The sequence below is a fragment of the Clostridium celatum DSM 1785 genome, assembly GCF_000320405.1.
Lineage (GTDB): Bacteria > Bacillota > Clostridia > Clostridiales > Clostridiaceae > Clostridium > Clostridium celatum.
The window spans coordinates 44,623-69,044 of the sequence record NZ_KB291613.1 but is presented as its reverse complement, the minus strand read 5'-3'; the positions used below and the strand labels follow the sequence as shown (position 1 = coordinate 69,044).

Annotated in this window: 17 protein-coding genes and 2 pseudogenes; 18 read left to right on the top strand and 1 reads right to left on the bottom strand. The window is 28.6% G+C overall.

Going from position 1 to position 24,422, the window contains the following annotated elements; translation table 11 throughout:
- Positions 1-202: 202 nt before the first annotated feature.
- The 4 genes from HMPREF0216_RS02845 to HMPREF0216_RS02825 all read left to right on the top strand — a co-directional run bounded on the left by HMPREF0216_RS02845 (position 203) and on the right by HMPREF0216_RS02825 (position 8,993).
- On the top strand, positions 203-1,039 hold the full coding sequence (locus tag HMPREF0216_RS02845; RefSeq protein ID WP_005210905.1) for an Ig-like domain-containing protein: 837 nt from the start codon (positions 203-205) through the stop codon (positions 1,037-1,039).
- A gap of 11 nt (positions 1,040-1,050) precedes the next feature.
- Positions 1,051-6,261 carry a glycoside hydrolase domain-containing protein gene (locus tag HMPREF0216_RS16220; RefSeq protein ID WP_423219168.1) on the top strand — a complete coding sequence of 1,737 codons (5,211 nt, stop codon included), beginning with the start codon at positions 1,051-1,053 and terminating at the stop codon, positions 6,259-6,261.
- Between the two features lie 420 nt (positions 6,262-6,681).
- Positions 6,682-7,359, top strand: coding sequence for a nitrite/sulfite reductase domain-containing protein (locus tag HMPREF0216_RS02830; protein ID WP_005210901.1), 678 nt, complete (start codon positions 6,682-6,684; stop codon positions 7,357-7,359).
- A gap of 191 nt (positions 7,360-7,550) precedes the next feature.
- Positions 7,551-8,993: a DEAD/DEAH box helicase gene (locus HMPREF0216_RS02825; RefSeq protein ID WP_040418657.1), complete on the top strand. Its 1,443-nt coding sequence runs from the start codon at positions 7,551-7,553 to the stop codon at positions 8,991-8,993.
- A 283-nt stretch (positions 8,994-9,276) separates the two neighbouring features.
- Here HMPREF0216_RS02825 and HMPREF0216_RS02820 read toward each other — a convergent pair whose 3' ends face one another.
- Entirely contained in the window at positions 9,277-9,948 is a 672-nt protein-coding gene (locus HMPREF0216_RS02820) for a helix-turn-helix domain-containing protein (RefSeq protein ID WP_040418656.1), read from the bottom strand.
- A 577-nt stretch (positions 9,949-10,525) separates the two neighbouring features.
- Here HMPREF0216_RS02820 and HMPREF0216_RS02815 point away from each other — a divergent pair.
- The 14 genes and pseudogenes from HMPREF0216_RS02815 to HMPREF0216_RS17610 form a co-directional block, all read left to right on the top strand.
- Entirely contained in the window at positions 10,526-11,746 is a 1,221-nt protein-coding gene (locus HMPREF0216_RS02815) for an ROK family transcriptional regulator (RefSeq protein ID WP_005210895.1), read from the top strand.
- Positions 11,747-11,775: 29 nt separating this feature from the next.
- The gene (gene galT, locus HMPREF0216_RS02810) at positions 11,776-13,299 is read left to right on the top strand and encodes a UDP-glucose--hexose-1-phosphate uridylyltransferase (protein WP_005210893.1); all 1,524 of its coding nucleotides are present in this window, start codon (positions 11,776-11,778) and stop codon (positions 13,297-13,299) included.
- Between the two features lie 143 nt (positions 13,300-13,442).
- On the top strand, positions 13,443-14,609 hold the full coding sequence (locus tag HMPREF0216_RS02805; RefSeq protein WP_005210892.1) for a galactokinase: 1,167 nt from the start codon (positions 13,443-13,445) through the stop codon (positions 14,607-14,609).
- A gap of 357 nt (positions 14,610-14,966) precedes the next feature.
- Positions 14,967-15,824, top strand: coding sequence for an SAM hydrolase/SAM-dependent halogenase family protein (locus HMPREF0216_RS02800; RefSeq protein WP_005210890.1), 858 nt, complete (start codon positions 14,967-14,969; stop codon positions 15,822-15,824).
- A gap of 68 nt (positions 15,825-15,892) precedes the next feature.
- Positions 15,893-16,443 (top strand): annotated as a pseudogene (locus tag HMPREF0216_RS02795) (ECF-type riboflavin transporter substrate-binding protein).
- Between the two features lie 259 nt (positions 16,444-16,702).
- Positions 16,703-18,409: an ABC transporter ATP-binding protein gene (locus tag HMPREF0216_RS02790; protein WP_005210886.1), complete on the top strand. Its 1,707-nt coding sequence runs from the start codon at positions 16,703-16,705 to the stop codon at positions 18,407-18,409.
- Complete coding sequence (locus HMPREF0216_RS02785) at positions 18,406-19,233, top strand: energy-coupling factor transporter transmembrane component T family protein (RefSeq protein ID WP_005210884.1); 828 nt, start codon at positions 18,406-18,408, stop codon at positions 19,231-19,233. Before HMPREF0216_RS02790 ends, HMPREF0216_RS02785 begins: the two co-directional genes overlap by 4 nt.
- A 220-nt stretch (positions 19,234-19,453) precedes the next feature.
- Positions 19,454-19,855 carry a hypothetical protein gene (locus tag HMPREF0216_RS16215; RefSeq protein ID WP_005210882.1) on the top strand — a complete coding sequence of 134 codons (402 nt, stop codon included), beginning with the start codon at positions 19,454-19,456 and terminating at the stop codon, positions 19,853-19,855.
- Between the two features lie 12 nt (positions 19,856-19,867).
- A pseudogene (locus HMPREF0216_RS16210) lies at positions 19,868-20,455 on the top strand (polysaccharide deacetylase family protein); the annotation flags it as partial.
- Between the two features lie 119 nt (positions 20,456-20,574).
- Positions 20,575-21,276 (top strand): response regulator transcription factor, encoded by a 702-nt coding sequence (locus tag HMPREF0216_RS02775; RefSeq protein ID WP_005210880.1) that lies wholly within the window; start codon positions 20,575-20,577, stop codon positions 21,274-21,276.
- Positions 21,254-22,660, top strand: a complete 1,407-nt coding sequence (locus HMPREF0216_RS02770; RefSeq protein ID WP_005210878.1) for a sensor histidine kinase — start codon at positions 21,254-21,256, stop codon at positions 22,658-22,660. The genes HMPREF0216_RS02775 and HMPREF0216_RS02770 overlap by 23 nt, the downstream gene beginning before the upstream one ends.
- Before the next feature lie 3 nt (positions 22,661-22,663).
- Positions 22,664-23,464 (top strand): hypothetical protein, encoded by an 801-nt coding sequence (locus HMPREF0216_RS02765; RefSeq protein WP_005210877.1) that lies wholly within the window; start codon positions 22,664-22,666, stop codon positions 23,462-23,464.
- A gap of 82 nt (positions 23,465-23,546) precedes the next feature.
- Entirely contained in the window at positions 23,547-24,110 is a 564-nt protein-coding gene (locus HMPREF0216_RS02760) for a hypothetical protein (RefSeq protein WP_005210873.1), read from the top strand.
- Positions 24,111-24,331: 221 nt separating this feature from the next.
- Positions 24,332-24,422, top strand: a 91-nt coding sequence (locus tag HMPREF0216_RS17610; protein WP_040418654.1) for a zinc-ribbon domain containing protein, incomplete at its 3' end; no start/stop codon positions are given.

Below are 24,422 nucleotides of genomic sequence, written 5' to 3'. Positions count from 1 at the left end.
GTGGAGTTATTGCTTTACTTGGTGGATTAGGACTATATAGAAAGAAAAAATAGACAATTTAAGATTAAATAGGAACTGCTAATCACAAGAAGGAAATAGTTAATACTTTTTAAATTAGTAGTTCCTTTTTATAAAATATAAAAATTAAATTTTTGAAAAGAGGGGAAAAGATGAAAACAAAAAATGGTTTAAGTTAAATATAATGTCCATAGCTTTTATGTTTATATTTAACTGTATTCCAAGTAGTGCTTTAACAGCTTATGCAAATGACACAAAAGCAAGTATCAGAACAGTAATTGATGATACTAAAACAACTGGGGAAATAAATTACTTTACCTATTATGGAAATGGATGGGTGGCTGGAGGTTCAGGTAGTTCTTCAGAGCATTATAATGTTTTAAGTAATGGCGAAGAAAATCCAGAACAAAAATACTATACCGTTGACTTTATAGGAAATAGAATTGAAGTTTATGGAAATAAAACAGCGCAAAATGGTAAAACTAAATATTCACTATATGATGCAGAAGGTAATCTTGTGGCAAATAGTGAAGTTATAATTGATGGAAGAGTAGATAATACTTCACCAGCATATGCATGGGGAGGTCTTACAGAAGGAAAGTATACTTTAAAAGCAGAAGCAACAGGAGTTAATTCAAATTCAGCTCACGCTCAAGCTGTTATTCAAGTAGATAGAGTTGAAATACTTCATGAAAAATATGAGGTTACTAGCATTGAATTAGGAGAAGATGTTAGTTTAGTAGAAGGTGCTAAAAAGCAATTAACTGTAGCAGTTAATCCAATTCATGCAACTGCAGATGATATAATTTATATTAGTGATAATGAAGAAGTAGCTACAGTTTCAGAGACAGGTGTAATTACAGCAGTTGCAACAGGTTCAGCTACTATTACAGCTACATCAGAAGAATTTAATGTAAGTGATAGTATTATGGTAACTGTTACTGAAGCAAATGCTTCAATGTATGGTACTATAGTAGACACTAACTCTCATATACTCAAGATAGATATGATGAAGTTTTAACTTTAGGAAGTATAAATGAATCATTATATGCTTGGAAGGCAGATAAGGCAATTTCTGAAATAGTTGTAGCATCAAAGGAAGGTATTCTAAAGAATGTTACTGTTTCAGCTAGTGATTTCATTTCTGGAAGTAATGTAATAAACTCTGAAAATATTATTACTACATTCCTTAAAGAAACAAAGGCTTATATCGGGGATGCAGGATATCATGCATCAAGTGATGGTCCAGCTAATACTCCAAGTGATGATAGTGAAAAAGTTAGTGTGCCAGATGTATTATATACAGAAGGTCCAGTTAATGTTGAGTTTAATGCACTTCAACCAATATGGGTTGAAATTAATGTTCCTGAAAATGCAACTTCAGGAGTTTATGAAGGAACTGTTACAGTAACTGCAGATGGCGTTGATGATATAGTATTTAACTATGCGTTAGAAGTTTTAGATGTAACAATGCCAAGTAGCAGTGAATATGAATTTGACTTTGAAGCATGGCAATATCCATATAGTTCAGCTGAATATTATGGTGTAGAACCATTCTCAGAAGAACATTTAGCTATTTTAACACCACATATGTTAAAGTATAAAGAATTAGGTGGACATGCAATCACAGCTTCAATAGTTGAAGAAGCATGGGGTGGACAAACTTATAGTGAAAATGAAATAAGATATCCATCAATGATTAAATGGACAAGAAATGCAGATGGAACTTTTAGTTTTGATTACACTGATTTTGATAAATGGGTTCAATTTAATAAAGATTTAGGAATTGGAGATAAAATAGTATGCTACAGTATGATTCCTTGGGGAAATAATGTTAAATACTATGATGAAGCTTCTGGAACTACAATGGTAGAAAACCTACCAGCAGGTACAACTAGATATGAAGAAGTATGGTTACAATTCTTAAATAAGTTAGTTATACATTTAGATGAAAAAGGATGGTTTGATGATACTTATATAGGTATTGATGAAAGATCAAATATGGATAAGGCTTTTGATGTTATAGATAAAGTTAAAAATAGACATGATAAAGTTCTTAAGAAAGCAGCTGCAATGGATCACTTTAGTACTAGTTACAAATATATAACTGATAGAGTTGATGATTTAAGTGTTGGTTCAACAGCGGCAAAAGGAAGCTTAGCTGATTATAAGAACTTTGTTGCTGAAAGAGCTGAAGCAGAAAAAGAATATAAAACTACAATATATACTTGTACAGAGCATTTTCCAAACTCATTAGCACTTAGTATGCCTGGAGAAAGCTACTGGACTATGATGTTTACAGCAGCACAAGGTGCAACAGGATATATGAGATGGGCATTTGATGCTTGGGTTCAAGATCCACTTAGAGATACAACTCACTGGGCTTTTGAAGCTGGAGATACATTCTTAATATATCCAGATGAAAAAGATTCAGAAAATATAACATCAAAGACTTCTGTAAGATTAGAAAAAATGGCAGAAGGCATAAGAGATGTAAATAAATTATACATGATGCAAAATGAAGTACCATCATTAAAAGCTGATATAGATAATTTATTAGCTACAGTTAAGTTAAATTATACTGGAACTAAAAATGGTGTTGGTGATCATGGTGGAGCAAAATATGCTACAGATGAAACAAGAGCTATGATTCCAGATGATATGGCAGCTATAAAAGCTGAAATTAAAAATATTACTGAAAAGTATATTGAATTAAGAGATGGTGGAGTAAATACAATTGATTCTGTTGAAATAAACAATGGAAATCAAGAAATGAATTTAGGTGAAAAGCTTAGCTTAAATGTTACAGTAATGCCTGAAAATGCATTAAACAAAGAGGTAATATGGACATCAAGCAATACTAGTGTAGCAACAGTTAATAGTCAAGGTGTAGTAACTGGTGTTAAGGTTGGTACAGTTCAAATTACAGCTACATCAGCACAAGATTCATCAAAGAAATCAACTATAAATTTAGTTGTAAATAAAAAAGCTATAGAAGAAGAAGCAAAGGTTGCTTATTATAGCTTTGATAATATAGATGGAAATGTTGTTGAAAATGTTTGGGCAGATGGTTCTTTATATAATGGAACAATCAATGGACCAGTAGTAGTTGAAGGAAAGTCAGGAAATGCACTTAACTTTATAGCTGGAACAAATAATGTTGAAATTGAATCTCCAGCTAATTTACCAGAGAATTGGACAATAGCTTTCTGGGTAAATAGAGGTAATGAAGAAGGTACTGCATCTGTTATGTGGGATGGTAGAACTGCTACAGGCTCATCAGAACTTAATTCAGTATCAGTTGATTTAGCTGTAGGTGTAGGTGCTAATGCATCAAAACCAGGAGTACATGTTAATCAAGGTACTTTAAGCTTCCCAACAGAAATAGCAAAAAATCAATGGCTTCATGTAGCATATACTAATTCAGTAGCTGAAGGATTAGCTTTATATGTAAATGGAGAAAAAATAGGAACTACAAATGCGTATACTAAAAATAATCCAATGAAAGCACCTTTAGAGTTTATTGGAGGTCGTGGATTCGTTGGGCAATTAGATGAACTTAAAGTATATAACAGAGCTTTAACTGCTGAAGAAATAATTGAAGCTAAAGCTGTTAATGGATTAAATGTTGATACTAATTATAAAGAAATTTATATTAATGAAAGTGTTCAAATTATTGCAGAATTAATTAGTGATAAGGCTGAAGATAATATTATATTCACAAGTGATAATGAAAATATTGCAACTGTAAGTGAAAATGGATTAGTTACTGGTGTTGCTTATGGAGACACATTTATTACAGTTTCAAATGAGTCAGGAGAATACTCAGAAACAGTAGATATTCGTGTTAATAGAAGAATAAATTATCAAAACACATTAGAAACTTATGAAATACCAGCAGAAGAGCAAATTGTAATAGATAGAGAGGACGGTCAATATCTTGGTCAGCCAGATACTATTTTATTAGATGATGATAAAACTTTATTAACTGTTTATCCAAAAGGACATGGTTTTGGTGAAGCATTATTAAGTAAGAGTACTGATGGTGGTTTAACATGGGAAAAAAGAGTTCCGGTTAATGAAACTTGGGTAAATTCAGAAGAAACTCCTACAATATACAAACTTGATTTTGTTGATGGTAGTCAAAAATTAATATCTATTTCAGGTGGACCAGAATGGCATGGAAGTACTTTTAGAGGCTTTAAAACATCAATATCAGATGATAATGGTGAAACTTGGGGAGACTACACAGAATGGAATACTGGAATTAGAACTATTGTTGCGATGGCAAGCTTAATTCAATTGAAAGATGAAAATGGAAACTATATAGATAAATGGATGGGTGTATTCCATGATTATGGTTATGTTAATTACAAAACTTATTTAACATTTGATGAAAATGGACAAGAACAGTGGTCAGATCCAGAACCATATTTAAGTGAATATAGAACTTTAGAATCTACTTATCAAATTTGTGAAGTAGGTATGTTCAGATCACCAGATGGAAATCGTATAGTTGCTCTTGCAAGGAGTCAATCTCATAAGCATACTTCAACTATTTTCTATTCAGATGATGAAGGTGAAACTTGGAGCAGACCAAGAGAAGTTCAAGGTTCATTAAACGGAGAAAGACACAAAGCTGTTTATGACCCAATAAGCGGAAGACTATTAATAAGCTTTAGAGAAATTAAACTTGATACTAACCTTGATGGAAATACATCTGATGGAGATTGGATGGCAGGAGATTGGATAGGTTGGGTTGGAACTTACGAAGATTTAATGAATGGTAATGATGGAGAGTATAGAATTAGATTAGCTAAGGATTACACTAATTCAGCTAAGGCTGGTGATACTGGTTATGCTGGAAATGTAGTTATGAGTGATGGTACATTCTTCTTAAATTCTTATGGTAACTTTGATACTAATACTAACAATAACACTTATATCATAGGTCTTAGATTTAAATTAGGTGAAATTGATAATGCATTAGGAAAAGTTAATAGAGAAAGCTTAAAAGTATTATTACAAGAAGTAGAAGGATTAAATGGTGAATTATACACTGAGGAATCATATAGTGTTTTAATGAATGTATATAATGAAGCTAGAGAGATTTATGAAGATAACTCATCTGCACAAGCTCAAATAGATAGTATCGTTGTAGAGTTAAATGCTGCTAAGGAAAACCTTAAAGAAGCAGATGTAACACCAGAACCAGAAGTAAATAAAGAATTATTAAAATCTACTATAGATTATGCACAATCAGTTAAAGAACAAGGTGCATTAGAAGGTCTTGTACCAGTTGTAGTAAAAGAGTTTAACTCTTCTTTAGAACAAGCTCAAGAAATATATGCTAATGTAAAAGCAACAGAAGCTGAAGTTGAGGCTGCTTGCAATAGATTATTACAAGCTATATGGATGCTTGAATTTGAAGTTGGAGATAAAGATGCACTTAAGGCTATAATAGATATTGCAGAAGCTTTAGTAGAAGGTGATTATACAAGTGAATCATGGTCAAAATTACAATCAGCATTAGTTAGTGCAGGTAAAGTTTATGAAGATGAAAATGCACTTGTAGAAGAAGTAAATAAGGCAATTGCTGATTTACAAGAAGCTATAGATGGATTAGTTAAGAATAATGTAAATAAAGATGCCCTTCAAAACTTAATTAACATGATTAATGGATTAAGTGATAAAGAAGATCAATATATTGAATTAACTTGGGCTAATTTAAAAGCAGAACTTACAGGGGCATTAGTTGTTTTAGAAAATGAAAATTCAACTCAAGAAGATGTAGATTCAGCTTACAATAAATTAATGAGAGCTTATTTACAATTAAGATTAAAGCCAAGTAAGGATTTACTAGAAGATTTATTAAATAAAGTTAATGAATTAGATTCAAGTAAATATACTGTAGCAACGTGGAGAAGTGTTGAAGAAGCAGTTGAGAGAGCAAGCAAAATACTTGAAGATAGTTCTGCTACTGAAAAGGAAATAGTAGAAGCAGAAGAAGAATTAAGAGTTGCAATTAGCAATTTAAAAGAAGTATCTGTAAGTGATAATAGCAGCAATAGCAACAATCGCAGTAATAATAGTGCAAGTGGTAACACTAACAATGGAGGAGCTTCTACAAATAGTGGTAAACTACCACAAACAGGTGGAACTTCAGCGTTAATGGTAGTATTAGTTGGTGCTATAATTGCAGGAGCTGGATTCTTTATGTTTAAGAAAAAGAAAACTAATTAATGAAAAGTAAATAAGTAAATAGTATATATTTATACAATATGTTTTTAGTTTACTAAGTACAAAAATATGATTTCTACATTTATGTGTTAATACTGTTAAATATACAGGAAGTGAAGCATTATGTAGGAATCTTTTTTTTTTTTGAAAAGTAGAATATATAATTTTTGATTTCAGAATATAAAATTTAACATAATAATTTACTTATTATATTTTTAAATATATAATAATGTAATTAAATTAGTTTTGTAGAATAATATAGCTTAAAAATGAAAAATAGAGAATTAAATTTAAAGGTAGTTTAAGGTATATTCTTATATATTAAAGATACTATAAAGCATAACTATATAAAAATACTGTTATACATAAATAAAAGTAGCAAGGTAAAAATATTATCATATTGTTTGAGAGGAGAATTATACGATGAAAGATTTATTAGATAAAGGAGCTGTAATTCAAAGGGATATGGAAACTTATGCAATAGCACCACATTTAACAGGAGGTCTTATTACTCCAAAGCAATTAAGGGATATTGCAGATGTGGCAGAAAAGTATAATGCTGCGGCAGTAAAGGTTACAGGGGCCCAAAGAATTGCAATTGTAGGGATAAAAGAAGAAGATATAGATAAAGCTTGGTCGGATTTAGGAATGAAACCAGGAGCAGCTATAGGGCTTTGTGTAAGAAGTGTTAAAATATGTCCTGGAACTACTTTTTGTAAAAGAGGACTACAAGATTCAGTAGCTATTGGTTCTAAATTAGATGGAGCATTCCATGGTAGAAACTTACCAAATAAATTAAAAATTGGTGTAAGTGGTTGTCCTAATAGTTGTGCTGATAGCCATACTAGAGATATAGGACTTATAGGAGGACCTAAAGGATGGATACTTTACCTTGGAGGTAGAGGTGGAGTAATTCCTAGATTAGGCGATAAAATAGCTATGAACATTCCAGAGGATAGAATTTTTGAGGTAGTTGAAAGAGTAATAGATATTTATGCTGAACATGGTCAAGGAAGAGAACGATTAGGTAATTATATAGATAGAATAGGTTTAGAAGAGTTTAAGAAACAATTAAATATTGAAGAATTATTAAAGGCATAATTAACTATATACATTTACAAATAGCTAAGGCAAGTTTTCGTTATAAGAGGTTGTTTTAGCTATTTATTTTTTATTTGCTAAGATAAGTTTTGAGGTCTTTTATATTTAAAACTTATTTACTTGTAATAAATATGGGTTATACTAATTAAATGAAGTATAATAAGCAAATTAATAAAAATGAGGTAAGTATAGTGGATAATACATTTAAAGAATATAATTTATGTGATGAAATAATTAGAGCACTAGATGGAATTGGATATAAAAAGCCATCAGATGTACAAAGTAAAGTAATTCCTGAAATAATGAAAAATAATGATGTTGTAGTTAAATCACAAACAGGTAGTGGTAAAACAGCAGCTTTTGGTATTCCATTAAGTGAAAAAGTAATATGGGAAGAAAGTAAAGTGCAAGCTTTAATTTTAACGCCAACAAGAGAACTTGCAATTCAAGTTAAGGATGAAATAAAAAATATAGGTAGATTTAAAAGAATAAGAGCAGTAGCAGTATTTGGTAAACAACCTTTTTCAGAGCAAGCTAGAGAGTTAAAGCAGAAAACTCATATAGTTGTAGGAACTCCAGGAAGAGTATGTGACCATATAAGTAGGGGAACTTTAGATGTATCTAAAATTAAGTATTTAGTGATTGATGAAGCTGATGAAATGCTTAATATGGGATTTATTGATCAGGTTAGAGAAGTTATTAATACTTTAAATAAAGAAAGACAAACAATGTTATTTTCTGCAACAATACCAGAAGAAATAATGAGTCTTTGTGATATGTATATGAATAAACCAATAAGTATTGAAATAAAAGCTCAAAAACTTATAACAGAAAAAATAAATCATGAATTGTACAATGTTAAAGAATATTTTAAATTAGAGGATTTAAATAATATTTTAATAAAGGAAGTGCCTGAAACAGCAGTTATCTTCTGTAAGACAAAAGAGAATGTTGATAAGGTGTATGAAGATTTAAATAGAAAAAGATATTCTATCAATAAAATTCATGGTGGAATGCTTCAAAAAGATAGAATGGAAGTAATGGAAAAGTTTAAAAGAGGAGATTTTAGAATATTAATAGCTACAGATGTGGCAGCTAGAGGTATTGATGTTGAAGGTATAACACATGTAATAAACTTTGATTTACCAGTAGAAAAAGAAGCATATGTACATAGAATAGGTAGAACTGGGAGAGCTGGAGCCAAAGGGAAAGCTATTTCGCTTGTTAATCAATTTGAAGAAAGATTGTTGAATATAATACAAGAATATATAGGGTTTGAAATTCCAGTTAATGAGGAGTTACCTAAAGAAGAAAATAAGGTTAAAAAAGAGGAAGCAATAAAAGTTTTAAAATCTAAACCAAAAGCTAAAAAGGAAAAAGCTAAAGTAATAAATGCAAATATAACTAAGCTTTACTTTAATGGTGGTAAAAAGAAAAAATTAAGAGCTGGGGATTTTGTTGGAGCAATTTCTAGAATAGAAGGGATTACAGCTGAAGATATAGGAATAATAGATGTACAAGACACAGTATCTTACGTTGATATACTAAATGGAAAAGGAAACAAAGTACTTGCTGCATTAAAAGATTCAACTATAAAAGGAAAGAAGCTAAGAGTAGAAAAAGCAAAGCGTTAATTGAGTTAAAGTTAATGAAAAAAGTACTTATATAACATTGCGAGAATTAATATGATTTTATCAATAAGTTGTAAGATTCATCATATATATTTTTTCAGTTATATTAGTACTTTTTCTATTCTAAAACTTAATCTAATTTGGTAGATAACATAATTTTTAATTAATGTTTCTAGCTGTAAGAATATATTCAATGCACATCATAAAAATATAGAGTTCTTAGTGAAATAATGATAATTCCTAAAGATAATATAACAAATATTTCAGTATAATTATTGTTCGTGATTTAATTATAGTGGGTATTACGGAATTTTGATGGGCAAATTCCTTCGAATGATTTAAAGGTTTTTGAAAAATGACTTTGGTCATAAAAGCCTAGTATTATTGCTATATCTAAAATGCTTTTATTAGTGGTTAGTAATAGCACTTTAGCTCTATCAATTTTAATTTTTTTTGAATATTTCATTAGAGATATGCCCATATGTTTTTTGAAGCAAGTGCACGCATATTCAGGAGTTATGTTTAAATTTTTTGATATTGTTTCTAGTGATGTGAAACCTTCTATATTCATATGAAGATGTTGAAGAATTTTATTAACGATAAAATTATCCTTAACCTCTATATCTCTTATTAAAAAGTCTAAATAGGCCTCAGCCATACATATTTCTAATTCTTGAAGTGATTTTAAATCATTTAATGGAGGAATTTTTGTGTAAAATTTATTATAAAGGGGATGAAGATATTTTTTTGAAACCCCATGTCTTATAATTTCTTTAGAAAAAATAGCATTCCAAATAAAAAGGTCAATCCTTTTATCTTCTATATTGCAATCGCCATTTAATTCACCTATATGTTTATCTTTAATCTTCGATAAAATAGTAGTTCTATCGCTAGTATCTATTAAATTTGAAAATTCATTGCTAAAAATACTTAAATCTGAAATAAAACTTTCGTACATAAATTTATACTCCTTAGAAAAATTAGAAAACATCCTTGAATATAATTATATATACATATTAATTTATAGGCAAATAGCATATGGAATTTAACATATGTGTATAAGAAGTGTTATAAGTGTAAACTTGTATTAAAAGTTTATAAATATAATGCGTTATATATTAATTAATCTTTGCTTAGGTATATATAGCTTGGAATTATTGAAAATGTTACTAGGGTATACAGAAATTTACCAGCCTCTATTAATATAAATGTGATTATGGTTAAAAATAATATAAATATAACCGACAAAAAATTTTTAAGTTTAAAATTAATCATAATAAAATAAATCCTTTCTTTTAAATAAATTTCTATAAGAGATATAATAGATAAAATAGGTGTTTTAAATCATAAAAGACATGTGCTTAAAAGCATATAGTAATAATCTATTAGAGTATTTAAGAAAATATGACAAAAAGATAAAAAACACTTTGTATATGTTTACAGAGAGAGAAAGATATGTTATCCTTTATATATAAAGATATATTAGTAATAGTTTTTAAAAACTTTGTTAAAATAATTAATAAAGAAGTGGTTGAATGAGTAAAGTATTAAAAGGTAGCTTTGAACTTATGAAGCAGCTAAATATAGCAGCTATACTTAAAGTCATAAGGGATAATGGAAGTCTTTCAAGAGCAGATATAGCTAAGTTAACAGGATTGACTCCGGCAAGTGTTACGAATATAACTAAGTTTTTACTTGAAGATAAATATTTAATAGAAAGTAAAATTGGAGAATCTAGTGGAGGAAGACCTCCTATAATACTAGAGATTAATCCAAATGCCAGATACATAATAGGTGTGTCTATAGGAATAGGTAACATAGAAGTAGTAATAACTAATCTTAATGCAGAAGTAGTATTTAGAAAGGCTATTGAGGTACAAGAAGAAAGATATAATAAGGAATTAATTTTTAATGAGTTAATTAAATTAATTAATGAAGTTGTAAAGGAAAGTGAAATAGAAAATACTGAAATATTAGGAATAGGCATAGCTTTACATGGAATAGTTAATGTAAAAGAAGGAATTTCAAAGTATTCTCCGTATTATGCATGGGAGAATGTAGATATTAAAGGAATATTAGAAGAAAAATTAAATTACCCTGTTTATGTGGATAATGATGTAAGAGCAATGGCTATAGGAGAAAGTTTATTTGGAGTATCAAAGGGTATATCAAACTTCATTACAATAAGTATATCCAATGGGATAGGTGCAGGAATAATTATTAATAACATTCCGTATTATGGAGTTGATTATAGTGCAGGTGAAATTGGCCATGTTGTTGTTGAAGGTGATGGAGATAAATGTAATTGTGGTAATTATGGGTGTCTTGAAACTGTAGCATCAAACAATAATATTGTAAAAAAAGTTATTAAAATGATTAAACAAGGGCAAAGTTCAATACTTATAGAGATGGTAAAGGATATTAATGAAATATCTATAACTGATATATGCAAGGCATCTGTTTTAGGAGATGAGCTATCTATATATATTTTAAAAGAATCTGCAAGATATATAGGTACAGCAGTAACAAGTTTAATTAATATTTTAAATCCAACTGCAATTGTAGTAGTTGGTGAAATATTTGAAAATACACCATATACATTGCAAACTTTAGAAGAAATAGTGAAAAAACGTGGACTTAAGTTGCCAGCAGAGAATGTAAGAATAATAAAAAGTGCTTTAGGGAAAGATGCTGCAGTAATAGGGGCTGCAACATTAGTTATACAAGAATTATTTAATGGTAGTAATGTAAAATAATAATTTTTAAATAGATGGGTGAGTGAATTATGAGTAATGTTAGTTATGAGATTGAGAGATTATTAAAATTTGCATTAAAAAAGGGGATGATTTCAAAGTATGATATTATTCCTACAAGGAATGCATTAATTGATGTTTTAAAACTGGAAGGGCCATTTGAAGGAGAAGTATTAGAAAGTGAAGAAGAAACTCCAGTAGATATATTAAATAATATATTAGATTATGCAGCAGAGGTTGGATTAATTGAAGAAAATACAACTACATTGAGAGATTTATTTGATGCTAAAATAATGGGACTTTTAATGCCAAGACAAAGTGAAGTTATAAATACTTTTTATGATAAAGCAAAAAATGAATCTATTGAAAAAGCAACAGATTGGTATTATGAGTTGAGTAAGGCTTCAAATTATATAATGACTGAAAGAATAGCTAAAAATCTTTGGTGGCCAGCAACGACTGAATATGGAGATTTAGAGATTACAGTTAATTTATCTAAGCCAGAAAAGGATCCTAAGGAAATAGCAAAAGCTAAGTTGATGAAGCAAGCGACATATCCAAAGTGTTTATTATGTAAAGAGAATGTGGGATATGCAGGAAGATTAAATCATCCAGCAAGACAAAATCATAGAGTAATTCCAATGGAACTTACTAATAAGGAATGGTTTATGCAATATTCCCCATATGTGTATTATAACGAGCATTGTATTGTGTTTAGCGGTGAACATGAACCAATGAGACTTACAAGAAAATCAATAGAAAGGCTTGTTGAATTTACAGAAATATTACCACATTATTTTATTGGATCAAATGCAGATTTACCAATAGTAGGTGGATCAATATTAACTCATGATCATTATCAAGGTGGAAGACATGAATTCCCAATGGAAAAGGCTGAAATTGAAAAGTATTATGAGAGTTCTAAATATAAAGAACTTGAAATTGGAACAGTTAAATGGCCAATGTCAGTAGTGAGAATAAAAGGAACTGATAAAAATCAGGTTATAGATGCTGCAATGGAAGTGTTTGAAGCTTGGAAAAATTATTCCGATGTAGAAAATGAAATATTGGCATTTACAGGAGATACTCCACATAATACAGTAACTCCAATTGCAAGAAGAAAGGGAGCGGATTTTGAATTAGATATTGTTTTAAGAAATAATAGAACTTCAGAAGAACACCCAGATGGAATATTCCATCCACATAAAGAACTTCATCACATAAAGAAGGAAAATATTGGATTAATTGAAGTTATGGGGCTGGCAGTATTACCAGGAAGACTTGAAAAAGAATTAGATACAATAGCTAAGATACTTTGTGGAGATATGAGTTATAGTAAAGAAGAAGCTGAAAATAATGAAGAAATTAATAAACATATGCCATGGATAGAAAAAATGTTAAGTGAAAATAATATGTCAACGTATGATGAGGCAAAAGAGTTAGTTAAAAAGGAAGTAGGAATAATATTCTCAAAGGTTCTTGAAAATGCTGGTGTATTTAAAAGAAATGAAAAAGGACAAGCAGGCTTAGAGAAATTCTTAAATTCTGTACTGTAATATATTTGTTAAATTTATAGGAAGAGCAAATAAATTTTATAATGTTTATGTTCTTTATGAATTAAGTGGTATTAAAAGATAATAAAAAAATTAAATTATATTTATTTTTATAGATTATTATAAAGAGGAAGGGTGTAAAATTTATGAACAGAGATGAAATGAAGGTATTATTTGCAAAAGAATATGGTGAAGATAATAGGGAAATAAAAACTTTTCTTTCACCAGGAAGAGTTAATTTAATAGGAGAGCATATTGATTATAATGGAGGATTTGTTTTTCCAGGAGCATTAACTGTTGGAATATATGCAGCTATAGCATTAAGAGATGATAATAAAATTAGAATGAGATCTAAAAATGTTGCAGGAGAAGTTGTAATAAATTTAGATGAAGAATTAGCTTATAAGAAAGAAGATGATTGGGGTAATTATCCAAAGGGAGTTATAAAAGCACTTAAAGATTTAGGACATAATGTACCAGGGATGGATTTAGTGTTATATAGTAATATTCCTGATGGAGCTGGACTTTCATCATCAGCAGCACTTGAAGTATTAATGGCATATATTATTCTTTATTTAGAAAATCCAGAGCAAATTGATAGAGTTGAAGTAGCTAAGATTTGTCAAAAGGTTGAAAATGAATTTGTTGGAGTTAACTGTGGAATAATGGATCAATTTGCAGTTTCAGTAGGTAAAAAGGACAGTGCTATTCTTTTAGATTGCGCATCGCTTTACTATGAATATGCACCATTAAACTTAGGTGATTATAGTTTAGTTATTATGAGTACTAATAAGAGAAGAGAACTTGCTGATTCTAAGTATAATGAAAGAAGAGCAGAATGTGAAAAAGCTCTTGAAATAATAAATTCAAATAAAGAAGAAAAGCTACCAAATCTTTGTGCGGCTACTTTAAATGATATAGAAAGTTTTATTACAGATGAAACTATAAAGAAAAGAGCGATACATGTTGTTACTGAGAATGAAAGAGTTAAAAAGAGTATGGAAATGTTAAAAGCTAATGACATTAAAGCTTTTGGTGCATTAATGACAGCATCTCATTTATCTCTTGAAAATGATTATGAAGTTACAGGACTTCATCTTGATACTCTTGTTCATGAGGCTTTAAAAATCGAAGGATGTATTGGAGCTAGAATGACAGGAGCTGGATTTGGTGGATGTGCTATTGCTTTAGTAGATAATAAAAAAGTAGATGAGTTTAAAGAAAAGGTATCTATAGCATATGAAAATGTCACAGGAATTAAACCTTCATTCTACACAAGTAATATTGGTGAAGGAACTCATATTTTACAATAGTATATAAGTTGAAATGAAAAGTTGTCCTGAAGATGATGGACAACTTTTTTTCTTATATTGGATTATGTTAAAAATAATTAGAAAATAAGTATAATGATAAAGTACGTAAGTAAAAAAAGAAATGATGCTTTTCGCCATAATTTATTTTATAAAAACAGACTGATTTTCCAATAGTTTTTGTCTATATAAAGCTATAAAAACATTGACTATAAAATAATAAAAAAGTATAATTTTAAGGTGCTGCTAAAAAATAAAATAAGATAAAATTCGACAAATAGCGAATGAAAAGAGTATTGACTAAAATAATATTCGTAATTTATAATCTGAATACGACATAATTTTTAGGAGGCTTATTTTATGAAAAATGCTTTAGTATTTCAATCAGATTTTGGTATAGCGGATGGAGCAGTAAGTGCAATGTATGGTGTTGCTTATTCAGTAGACAATACATTACAATTATTTGATTTAACTCATGAAATACCACAATATAATATTTGGGAGGCTTCATATAGATTAATCCAAACTGTAGTTTACTGGCCAAAAGACACTGTATTTGTATCAGTAGTTGATCCAGGAGTAGGATCTCATAGAAAGAGTATTGCAGTTAAAACAGCAAAGGGACAATACATAATAACTCCGGATAATGGAACACTTACTCATATTAAACGTATGTGTGGAATAGTAGAAGCTAGAGAGATAGATGAAACTATAAATAGATTACCTAATTCAGGTGCATCTTATACTTTCCATGGTAGAGATATATATGCATATACAGGTGCAAGACTTGCTTCAGGTGTTATAACTTTTGAACAAGTTGGTCCAGAAATAGCAGTTGAAGAAGTTGTGGAATTACCAGTAGTAGAATCAAGAAAAGAAAATGATATGGTAACAGGAACTATAGATGTTTTAGATGTAAGATTCGGAAGTCTTTGGACAAATATTGGTAGAGAGTTATTTACAAGTTTAGGAATAAATTATGGTGATAGAGTAGAAGTTTCAATAAAGAATGACACTAGAGAAGTTTATAGAAATATAATGATTTATGCTAAATCATTTGCTGATGTTCATGTAGGTGAAACTCTAGTTTATGTTAACTCACTAGATAATTTAGCTGTTGCTATTAATCAAGGTTCGTTCTCAAAAGCATATAACATTCAAACAGGAACTAACTGGAGAATTTCTATAAGAAAAGCTCCAAGAATAGTTTATGAATAAAATTAGATAATAATTATTATAAAGATAATATTATATAAATAAAGTGTATTAATAAAGGAGGTAGTAAGATGGGAAACAAGTTATCTATTAAGACAATTGTTGCTATAGGTATTGGGGCAGCTGTATTTATGATATTAGGACGTTTTGGTTCAATTCCAACAGGGATACCAAATACAAATATAGAAACATGTTATGCATTTTTAGCGTTAATGGCTATTATTTATGGACCAATAGCAGGTATTTCAATTGGATTTGTTGGACATACTTTAAAAGATTTAGTTTTTTGGGGAAATCCATGGTTTAGTTGGATTATAGCTTCAGCTACTGTTGGACTTGTTATAGGGTTAGCAGCTAAAAGACTAAAGGTTAATGAAGGTGAATTTGGAAAGAAAGAAATGATTCTTTTTAATATATATCAAGTAATTGCAAATGCAATTGCATGGCTTTTAGTAGCACCAACATTAGATATAGTTATATATGCAGAACCAGCTAATAAGGTTTATGTTCAAGGTGCAGTTGCTGGAATTTCTAATGCAATTACAGTTGGAGTATTAGGAACTAACTACTATATACTTATGCTAAGACTAGAGTAAAAAAAGGAAGCTTAGATAGAGAATAAGAATTAATTTAAATACCGGAGTCTTTATGCCTCTGGTATTTTTAACCTTTAAAGCGATTTTTTATAGATAAATTTGAATTAGGTACATTTTATTAAATGAAAAATTCTTTGATAATATACATATTGTAAAAAATATAGTATTATCTTTAAGTAAGATTCTAAATTAATTGTATACAAGATTAAATTAATTTGTGAATTTAAGTGTAAAGAATATTATTCTTATTATTATGATTTATATAGAAGACGACGGAGATTTGCAATGAAAAAACCTGTAATTGAGTTCGAAAATTTTACATTTCAATACAGAGCTCAAGCAAAGCCAACATTAAATAATATAAATTTAACTATATATGAGGGAGAAAAAGTGCTTGTTGTTGGGCCATCAGGATCAGGGAAAAGCACTCTTTCAAATTGTATAAACGGACTTGTACCATTTTCACATGAGGGTGAAATAACAGGGAGTTTAAAGATTAAAGGAAAAGAAACTAAAAAATCTAGTATATTTGAACTATCAAATTCAGTTGGTACTGTACTTCAAGATCCAGATGGACAATTCATTGGATTAACTGTTGCTGAAGATATAGCATTTAAATTAGAAAATGATTGTGTATCTCAAGAAGAGATGAAAGAAAAAGTTAAAGTTGTTTCAGAAATTGTTGGTATAGATACTCATTTAGATTCGGCTCCATACAGTTTATCAGGAGGGCAAAAACAACGTGTAACATTAGCAGGGGTTATGGTTTCAGATGTAGATATACTTCTATTTGATGAACCACTTGCAAGTTTAGACCCTGCAACAGGGAAAAGTGCAATTGAATTAATTGATAAAATTCAAAAGAAAACTAATAAGACCATATTAATAATAGAGCATAGATTAGAGGATGTACTTCATTGTCCTGTAGATAGAATAATAGTAGTTAATAATGGTTCAATTGCTGCAGATATTACTCCAGCAGAACTGTTAAGTTCTAATTTATTAAATGAAATAGGAATAAGGGAGCCATTATATATTACTGCTTTAAAATATGCAGGTTGTGAAATTACTTCAGAAATTAATCCTGAACATATAGATAATTTAAAAATAGATTCTTGTAAAGAAAAATTAAAGGAATGGTATGAAGAAACTTCAGAGGATACTGAAGAAATAAAAAATGAAACTATTCTTGAAATGAGAGATGTAAAGTTTGGATATGATAAAGGAAAAGAAATACTACATGGAGTCTCTTTTAAGGTAAATAAGGGAGAAATGGTTAGTGTAGTAGGAAGAAATGGCGCAGGAAAATCTACTATATCAAAATTGATTTGCGGTTTTTATAAACCAACCAGTGGGAAAATTTTATTTGATGGTAGGGATTTAATTGATGATACTATCAAAGAACGTGCAGAAAAAATAGGAATGGTAATGCAAAATCCAAATCAAATGATATCAAAAACTATGATATTTGAAGAGGTTGCCTTAGGATTAAGAGTCAGAGGTGTTAATGAAGAAGAAGTAAAAGAAAGAGTTTTTGAAACATTAAAAATTTGTGGACTGTATGAATTCCGTAATTGGCCAATTTCAGCATTAAGCTTTGGACAAAAGAAGCGTGTAACTATTGCATCTATCTTAGTATTAAATCCAGAAGTAATTATTTTAGATGAACCTACTGCTGGTCAAGATTTTAAACATTACACTGAAATTATGGAATTCTTAAAAGAATTAAATAAAAAAGGTGTTACTATTATTATGATAACTCATGATATGCATTTAATGCTTGAATATACAAATAGGGCGATTGTATTATCTAATGGGTTGAAATTAGCTGATGATACTGCAGCAAATGTACTTACAGATAATAAGGTTATAGAAGAAGCTAATTTAAAGGAAACTTCTTTATATGAATTAGCTATAAAGGCTAACTTAAATAACCCAAGAAACTTTGTTAAGAAATTTATTGATTATGATAGGAGGGTTAGAGGCATATGAGTACAATGTTAAGTTATTCAAATATAGACTCACCTATTCATAAGTTAACAGGTGCGTCAAAGCTTATTGCATTAATTATTTGGGCACTAGCTTCTATGATTACATATGATACAAGAGTGCTTTTAGGAATGTTTGTTGTAAGCATAATTGTATTTAAGATTTCAAAAGTAGAGTTTAAACAAATTTCTTTTGTACTGTATTTTATATTGGTGTTCCTATTATTAAATAATATAGCTATTTTTATATTTTCACCTTATGAGGGTGTGCACATATATGGAAGTAGAACTGATTTATTTAAAATTGCAGGACCATATACACTAACATTAGAACAACTATTTTATCAGTTTAACATAACATTAAAATATTTCTCAATAATACCAATGGCATTATTATTTATGGTTGCAACTAATCCAAGTGAATTTGCAGCATCATTAAATAAAATTGGAGTTAACTATAAAATTGCATATTCTGTTTCAATTGCTTTAAGATATATACCAGATGTTCAGCGTGATTATCAAGATATATCATTTGCGCAACAAGCAAGAGGAATAGATATGTCTAAAAAGGAAAAGTTAACAAAGAGAATCAAAAATTCAGCTTCAATTTTAATGCCACTTATTTTTTCAAGTTTAGAAAGAATAGAAACAATAAGTACCGCAATGGAACTTAGAGCTTTTGGTAATAATAAAAAGCGTACATGGTATAATGCGAAGCCATTTAAGAGAAATGATTATATTGCAATATTATTAGTTGCAATAATATTAGGAATAGCTATATTAGCTAATATAGCTAATAAAGGACGTTTTTATAATCCATTTATATAAAAAAATATAAGGTTTAAAGAAAAGACTATTGGAAAAGACTATATATATACACTATAAAATTGAAAGATTTTAAATAGTATATATATTTAGGGGATCCACAATAGTCTTTTTTACTTTGTAACTATTTTGTAATCCAATTATAACAGTATATATTTATAATTAAATTTGTAGAAGAGATAACAAATGTAAAAAGATTATGATTTGAAAAGGGGAATGTTTGATGGGAATCATAAAAATAGGTACAAGTAAAAAAGGTACTATAAAATTAAAGATAATGATAGTATCATTGTTTTTTATTAGTATAGTATGTGGAACAGTATTGCAAGTTTATGGACAAGATGAAAAGGAGAAAAATGATAGTTCCGTTATAGAAATAGTTGAAAACACTCAAGGAGCAGATGTTACAGATGGAGGATATAATAGCTCAAATACTAATGATGAGAAAAAAGATAATGATGATAGCGTTGATAAAAATGAAGATACTAATAAAACTAAGGATGATGATGAAACAGAATATATATCTTTAGAGAATGATATATATGCAAGTGATTCAAAGATAATAGAGGATAAAATAAATAAATGGAATTTTATTAATGAAGATAATAAAAAAGTAGCTTATTGAACATTCGATGATGGGCCATCTGCAACAATAACTCCACAAATTTTAGATGTACTTAAAAAAAATAATGTTAAAGCAACATTTTTCGTTTTAGGTAGTGAAGTTGAAAAGAGTGAAGAGCAAAAAGAAATGCTAAAAAGAATAGTAAGAGAAGGAAATGCGGTAGGGAATCATGGATACAGCCATAGGTATGACATATTATATCCAAATAGAGTGGCAGATCCACAAGCTTTTATGAATGATATTAAAAAATCAGAGGCTGTATTAAAATCTGTATTAGGTGAGGATTTTAATACAAGAGTTTTAAGAATGCCTGGCGGACATGCATCTTGGGATACAAAGGCTTTAGATGAGGTTTTAGAAAGAGAAGGGTATACATATGTAGATTGGAATTCACTTAATGGTGATGCTGAAGAAAATAATAGATCAGAGGAAGAATTAATAGGTGAATTAAAACAAACTGTTAGCGATTTAGAAGGAAACAATGATACATTAGTAGTGTTAATGCATGATAAAGTAGGAAAAGAAAATACTGCAAAAACTTTACAAGAAGCTATTGATTATTTAAAATCTTTAGGATATGAATTTAAGACATTAAAATAAAAGAGTTTGTTATAACTCTTTTATTTTTTATATAAGCTTAAGATATTAATATAATTATGTGTAAATTTATATTAAACTCACAAACTATAAGTATAAAAATAAGAGGTTAAGGTAAAACAATGAATAAGATATTGATAGTTGAAGATGAATTAAGTATAAGAGGTTTTTTAAAAATAAACTTAAAAAGAAATGGATTTTATGTATTAGAGGCAGAGAGTGGAGAGGAAGCTTTACATATAGTAAATAGAGAAAATCCATCTATAGTAATATTAGATGTGATGTTACCAGGAATTAATGGATTTGAAGTTTGTGCTAAGCTAAGAGAGAGATTTAAAAAAATAGGTATAATAATGCTTACTGCAAAAGGACAAGATATGGATAAGATAATGGGGTTGGAAAATGGTGCAGATGATTATATGGTAAAACCATTTAATCCTATGGAATTATTGCTTAGAGTAAAGGCAGTCCTAAGAAGATTAGGAATTGATAATGATAAAAAAGAGTTAATAGAAGGAGTTTTTAAAGTAGACCTATATGGCAAAAAGGTGATGAAAAATAATGAAGAGATAGAATTAACCCCTAAGGAGTATTCATTAATAAAATTATTTTTAGAAAATCCTAATAAAGCTTTTAGTAGAGATGAGTTGCTTGATTTAGTTTGGGGAGAAAATTACTTTGGAGACTCTAAAATAATAGATGTTAATATTAGAAGATTACGAAGTAAAATAGAAAATAAAAATTTAAATGAAAAATTTATAGAAACAGTATGGGGAGTTGGATATCGATGGAGTGGAGTAAATGATGAAGAGCATAAGGAATAGAATTTTACGAAATTTTCTTATAGTAATTATTTCAACAATATTTATTTTAGATATATCAACAATAATATGTTTAAAGGCATATTATTATAAAAATACTGCTAAAACATTGGAAAATGGAATAGATTCATCTATAAATTTTTATAATAGATATTTCTCTTCTAAGGAATTGATAGAGAATGTTTACGATAATATAGATGCATTTTGGGATAATAGTAAAAATCAAGTTGAAATATTAGATGAAAATGGACAGCTATTGATGGATTCATTTGGGATTAGGGATGAAAAGATATTAAATACACCAGATATAGCAAAGGCTATAAAAGGTGAAACAGGAGTATGGACTGGGAGTAGAGGAAATAACAATGAAAAAATAATGATAGTTTCTAAAGCTATATCATCTAAGTTAGAGTCACAAAAAATAATAGGTATATTAAGATTAATATACCCATTAAATGAAGTTTTAAAAACTATAAAGTATTTCACTATTTTCTTTTTAAGTATTTCTATAGGTGTAATTATAATAGGTATAGTTATGAGTTTAATTATTGCTAAGGATATTATAAAACCTATAAAAAAGGTTACTTGTATTGCTAAAGAAATGGCTGAAGGAAATCTTAATATTAGAAGTGATATAAATGATAATATTGAAATTTCACAGCTTTCTAGTACGTTAAATTACATGGCTTCAGAAGTACTAAATAGAGAAAGAGTAAAGAATGAGTTTATATCCTCAGTATCTCATGAATTAAGAACACCATTAACAGCTATTAAGGGATGGGCTATAACGTTAAGTTATGATTATGATGATGTAGAAACAATAAAATTAGGCTTAGATATAATAGAAAGAGAAAGTGATAGATTAACAGAGATGGTAGAAGAGTTGTTAGATTTTTCAAAAATTATAAATGGGGTAACTTCATTAATATGCAAGGAACATGATGTAAAAAATTTCATTGAGTATATAGAGAACTATATGAAACCACGTGCTACTAGAGAAGGGAAAAATTTTGAAGTTTATATTCAAGATAATATAGGAACATGGATTTTTGATGAAAAAAGAATAAAGCAAGTGTTAATTAATATTATAGACAATGCCTTTAAATTTACAGAACAATCAAATACTATAAAATTAAATGTGGTAATAGAAAATGATAAGTTGAAGTTTTCTGTTAGTGATAACGGAATTGGAATAAGTCATGATGATTTACCAAGAGTTAAAGAAAAATTTTATAAGGGTAAAGATAGTAAATCAAAAAATGGAATAGGATTATCTATAAGTGATGAAATAATAAAATTGCATGGTGGACAGATAAATATAGAGAGTGAATTAAATATAGGCACTACTGTAATTGTAGAGATTCCTTTATATAGAAATGAGGAATAAAATATGAAGAAGGTTTTATTATGTACTATTTTTATAGTTATTATTACTTTAATTTCTTGTGATAGTAAAAGTGAAGTAGAAAACTATTATGAATTTACTGGGACGTGGAAAGTTATAGAATATCAGTACTTAGATGAACGTTTTGATCAGTACAAAGAAGAGGAAGGTAGATATATAGGCAAGGAATTTATATTTACTAATGATAAGATAAATATATTAAATCAAGAAAAGAAGAATATTAGTTATAGATTAAAAGTAGTGAATAAAGATTATATTTTGGCAGAAGAATATAATTTAACTATGGATAGTTATTTAAAGGAAGGTGAAACGAAGGATGTTATATCTATAGTAGATAATAATCAAATAATATCTGAGTTTTTTATAGATAGCAATAATGAAATGATTTTATTATACAAATCAATTTTATTTAAGTTAAATAAAATAAGCGATTCTGTTGATATAAAAAAATTGAATAACGATACTGGAAATGATGAAGATGGTGTGCTGCATGAAGATAAGGAAGGAGTTATGCTTGGTATAAAAATTCCAAGAAAATTAAATGAAGATGGAACCTATAGTAATGATATTTATAAAACTATATGGATATCACATGAGGATTCAGAGATTAAAAATATATACATAAAAGATGATATAATATTTCCAAGGATGACTGGAATATTTAAGATGAGGGTTAATACAAGTTATGTTAATGATAAGTATATAGAGCAATTTCAAGTGGCACATGTTGAATCAAACTATCCAGAGAAGCGAGTAAGAAGTAAACACGTCAATAAATCAAAATAAATTTAAAAGTATTAAATTTATAGGTAATGATTATATAGCCATAGAAAAATATAGTGGAAATTATTTTGATGGAAATTACCCGATGTATCAAATAATTCCAGTAGATAATATTAATAGTGAAATAGGAATTGAGATAAATGATATATTTGGTGAAGAAGGAAAGGAAAAATATTCAATTGATTTTAGTGAGGCTGTTGATAATTTAGATGATGAGGAGAAGAATGAACTAAATATTAATAATGTTAATTATAGTAATATAACAATGGAAAGAAGTAATGGTAAATGGGTTCTTATATCCCAAATTACACCTAAAATTAATGAAAATAAGGGGAAAGATTTTAAACTTTCATTATTTCCAAATAAAAAGTTGATAAACTATAATTATTTAAATGTTTCATTGAAATCATTAAAAAGTGAATTAGGATATTTTAAAGATGCTTTTACTTCACCAGAAGGGAAAATAGCATTAATACAATTTGAGGATTATATAGCTATTTATAAAATTGAAAATGGAACTATAATAGCATCGCCATTAGAAATAATAGATATAAATGAAGATGCAGAGATAATAATGGCAGAATGGTGTAGTAGTAGTTATGTTGACCAATGGGAAAAGGTATTTATTGATGGCGAGGAGGTAAAGTAAAATTTTATATATAATTAAAAAATAACATAAAATTGAAAAAAATAATAAATTTATACAAGAAAAATAATAAAAGTGTTGTAATATTTTTTTTGTATGATATAATGAAATAGTAGTATATGACGCTACTAAAAAGAAGATTTAAAATAGATTAATAAATTTCTCCGATTTTATGAGATATGTTATTAACCATGATAAATCTTAAGAAAATGGAGGAATTTATAATGGCAGATAAGACTATTGTATGCAGAGATTGCGGTAAAGAATTTATATTCACAGAAGTTGAGCAAGCATTCTACAAAGAAAAAGGATCGA

Excerpts from the sequence above, each read along its gene's own strand:
- HMPREF0216_RS16215 (WP_005210882.1), top strand. The coding sequence starts at position 19,454 with ATGGGAATCATAAAAATAGGTACAAGTAAAAAAGGTACTATAAAATTA.
- HMPREF0216_RS02785 (WP_005210884.1), top strand. The coding sequence starts at position 18,406 with ATGAGTACAATGTTAAGTTATTCAAATATAGACTCACCTATTCATAAG.
- HMPREF0216_RS02830 (WP_005210901.1), top strand. The coding sequence starts at position 6,682 with ATGAAAGATTTATTAGATAAAGGAGCTGTAATTCAAAGGGATATGGAA.
- HMPREF0216_RS02820 (WP_040418656.1), bottom strand. The coding sequence starts at position 9,948 with ATGTACGAAAGTTTTATTTCAGATTTAAGTATTTTTAGCAATGAATTT.
- HMPREF0216_RS02775 (WP_005210880.1), top strand. The coding sequence starts at position 20,575 with ATGAATAAGATATTGATAGTTGAAGATGAATTAAGTATAAGAGGTTTT.
- HMPREF0216_RS02790 (WP_005210886.1), top strand. The coding sequence starts at position 16,703 with ATGAAAAAACCTGTAATTGAGTTCGAAAATTTTACATTTCAATACAGA.
- HMPREF0216_RS02845 (WP_005210905.1), top strand. The coding sequence starts at position 203 with ATGTCCATAGCTTTTATGTTTATATTTAACTGTATTCCAAGTAGTGCT.
- HMPREF0216_RS02805 (WP_005210892.1), top strand. The coding sequence starts at position 13,443 with ATGAACAGAGATGAAATGAAGGTATTATTTGCAAAAGAATATGGTGAA.
- HMPREF0216_RS02760 (WP_005210873.1), top strand. The coding sequence starts at position 23,547 with ATGTATCAAATAATTCCAGTAGATAATATTAATAGTGAAATAGGAATT.
- galT (WP_005210893.1), top strand. The coding sequence starts at position 11,776 with ATGAGTAATGTTAGTTATGAGATTGAGAGATTATTAAAATTTGCATTA.
- HMPREF0216_RS02800 (WP_005210890.1), top strand. The coding sequence starts at position 14,967 with ATGAAAAATGCTTTAGTATTTCAATCAGATTTTGGTATAGCGGATGGA.
- HMPREF0216_RS02770 (WP_005210878.1), top strand. The coding sequence starts at position 21,254 with ATGATGAAGAGCATAAGGAATAGAATTTTACGAAATTTTCTTATAGTA.
- HMPREF0216_RS02815 (WP_005210895.1), top strand. The coding sequence starts at position 10,526 with ATGAGTAAAGTATTAAAAGGTAGCTTTGAACTTATGAAGCAGCTAAAT.
- HMPREF0216_RS02765 (WP_005210877.1), top strand. The coding sequence starts at position 22,664 with ATGAAGAAGGTTTTATTATGTACTATTTTTATAGTTATTATTACTTTA.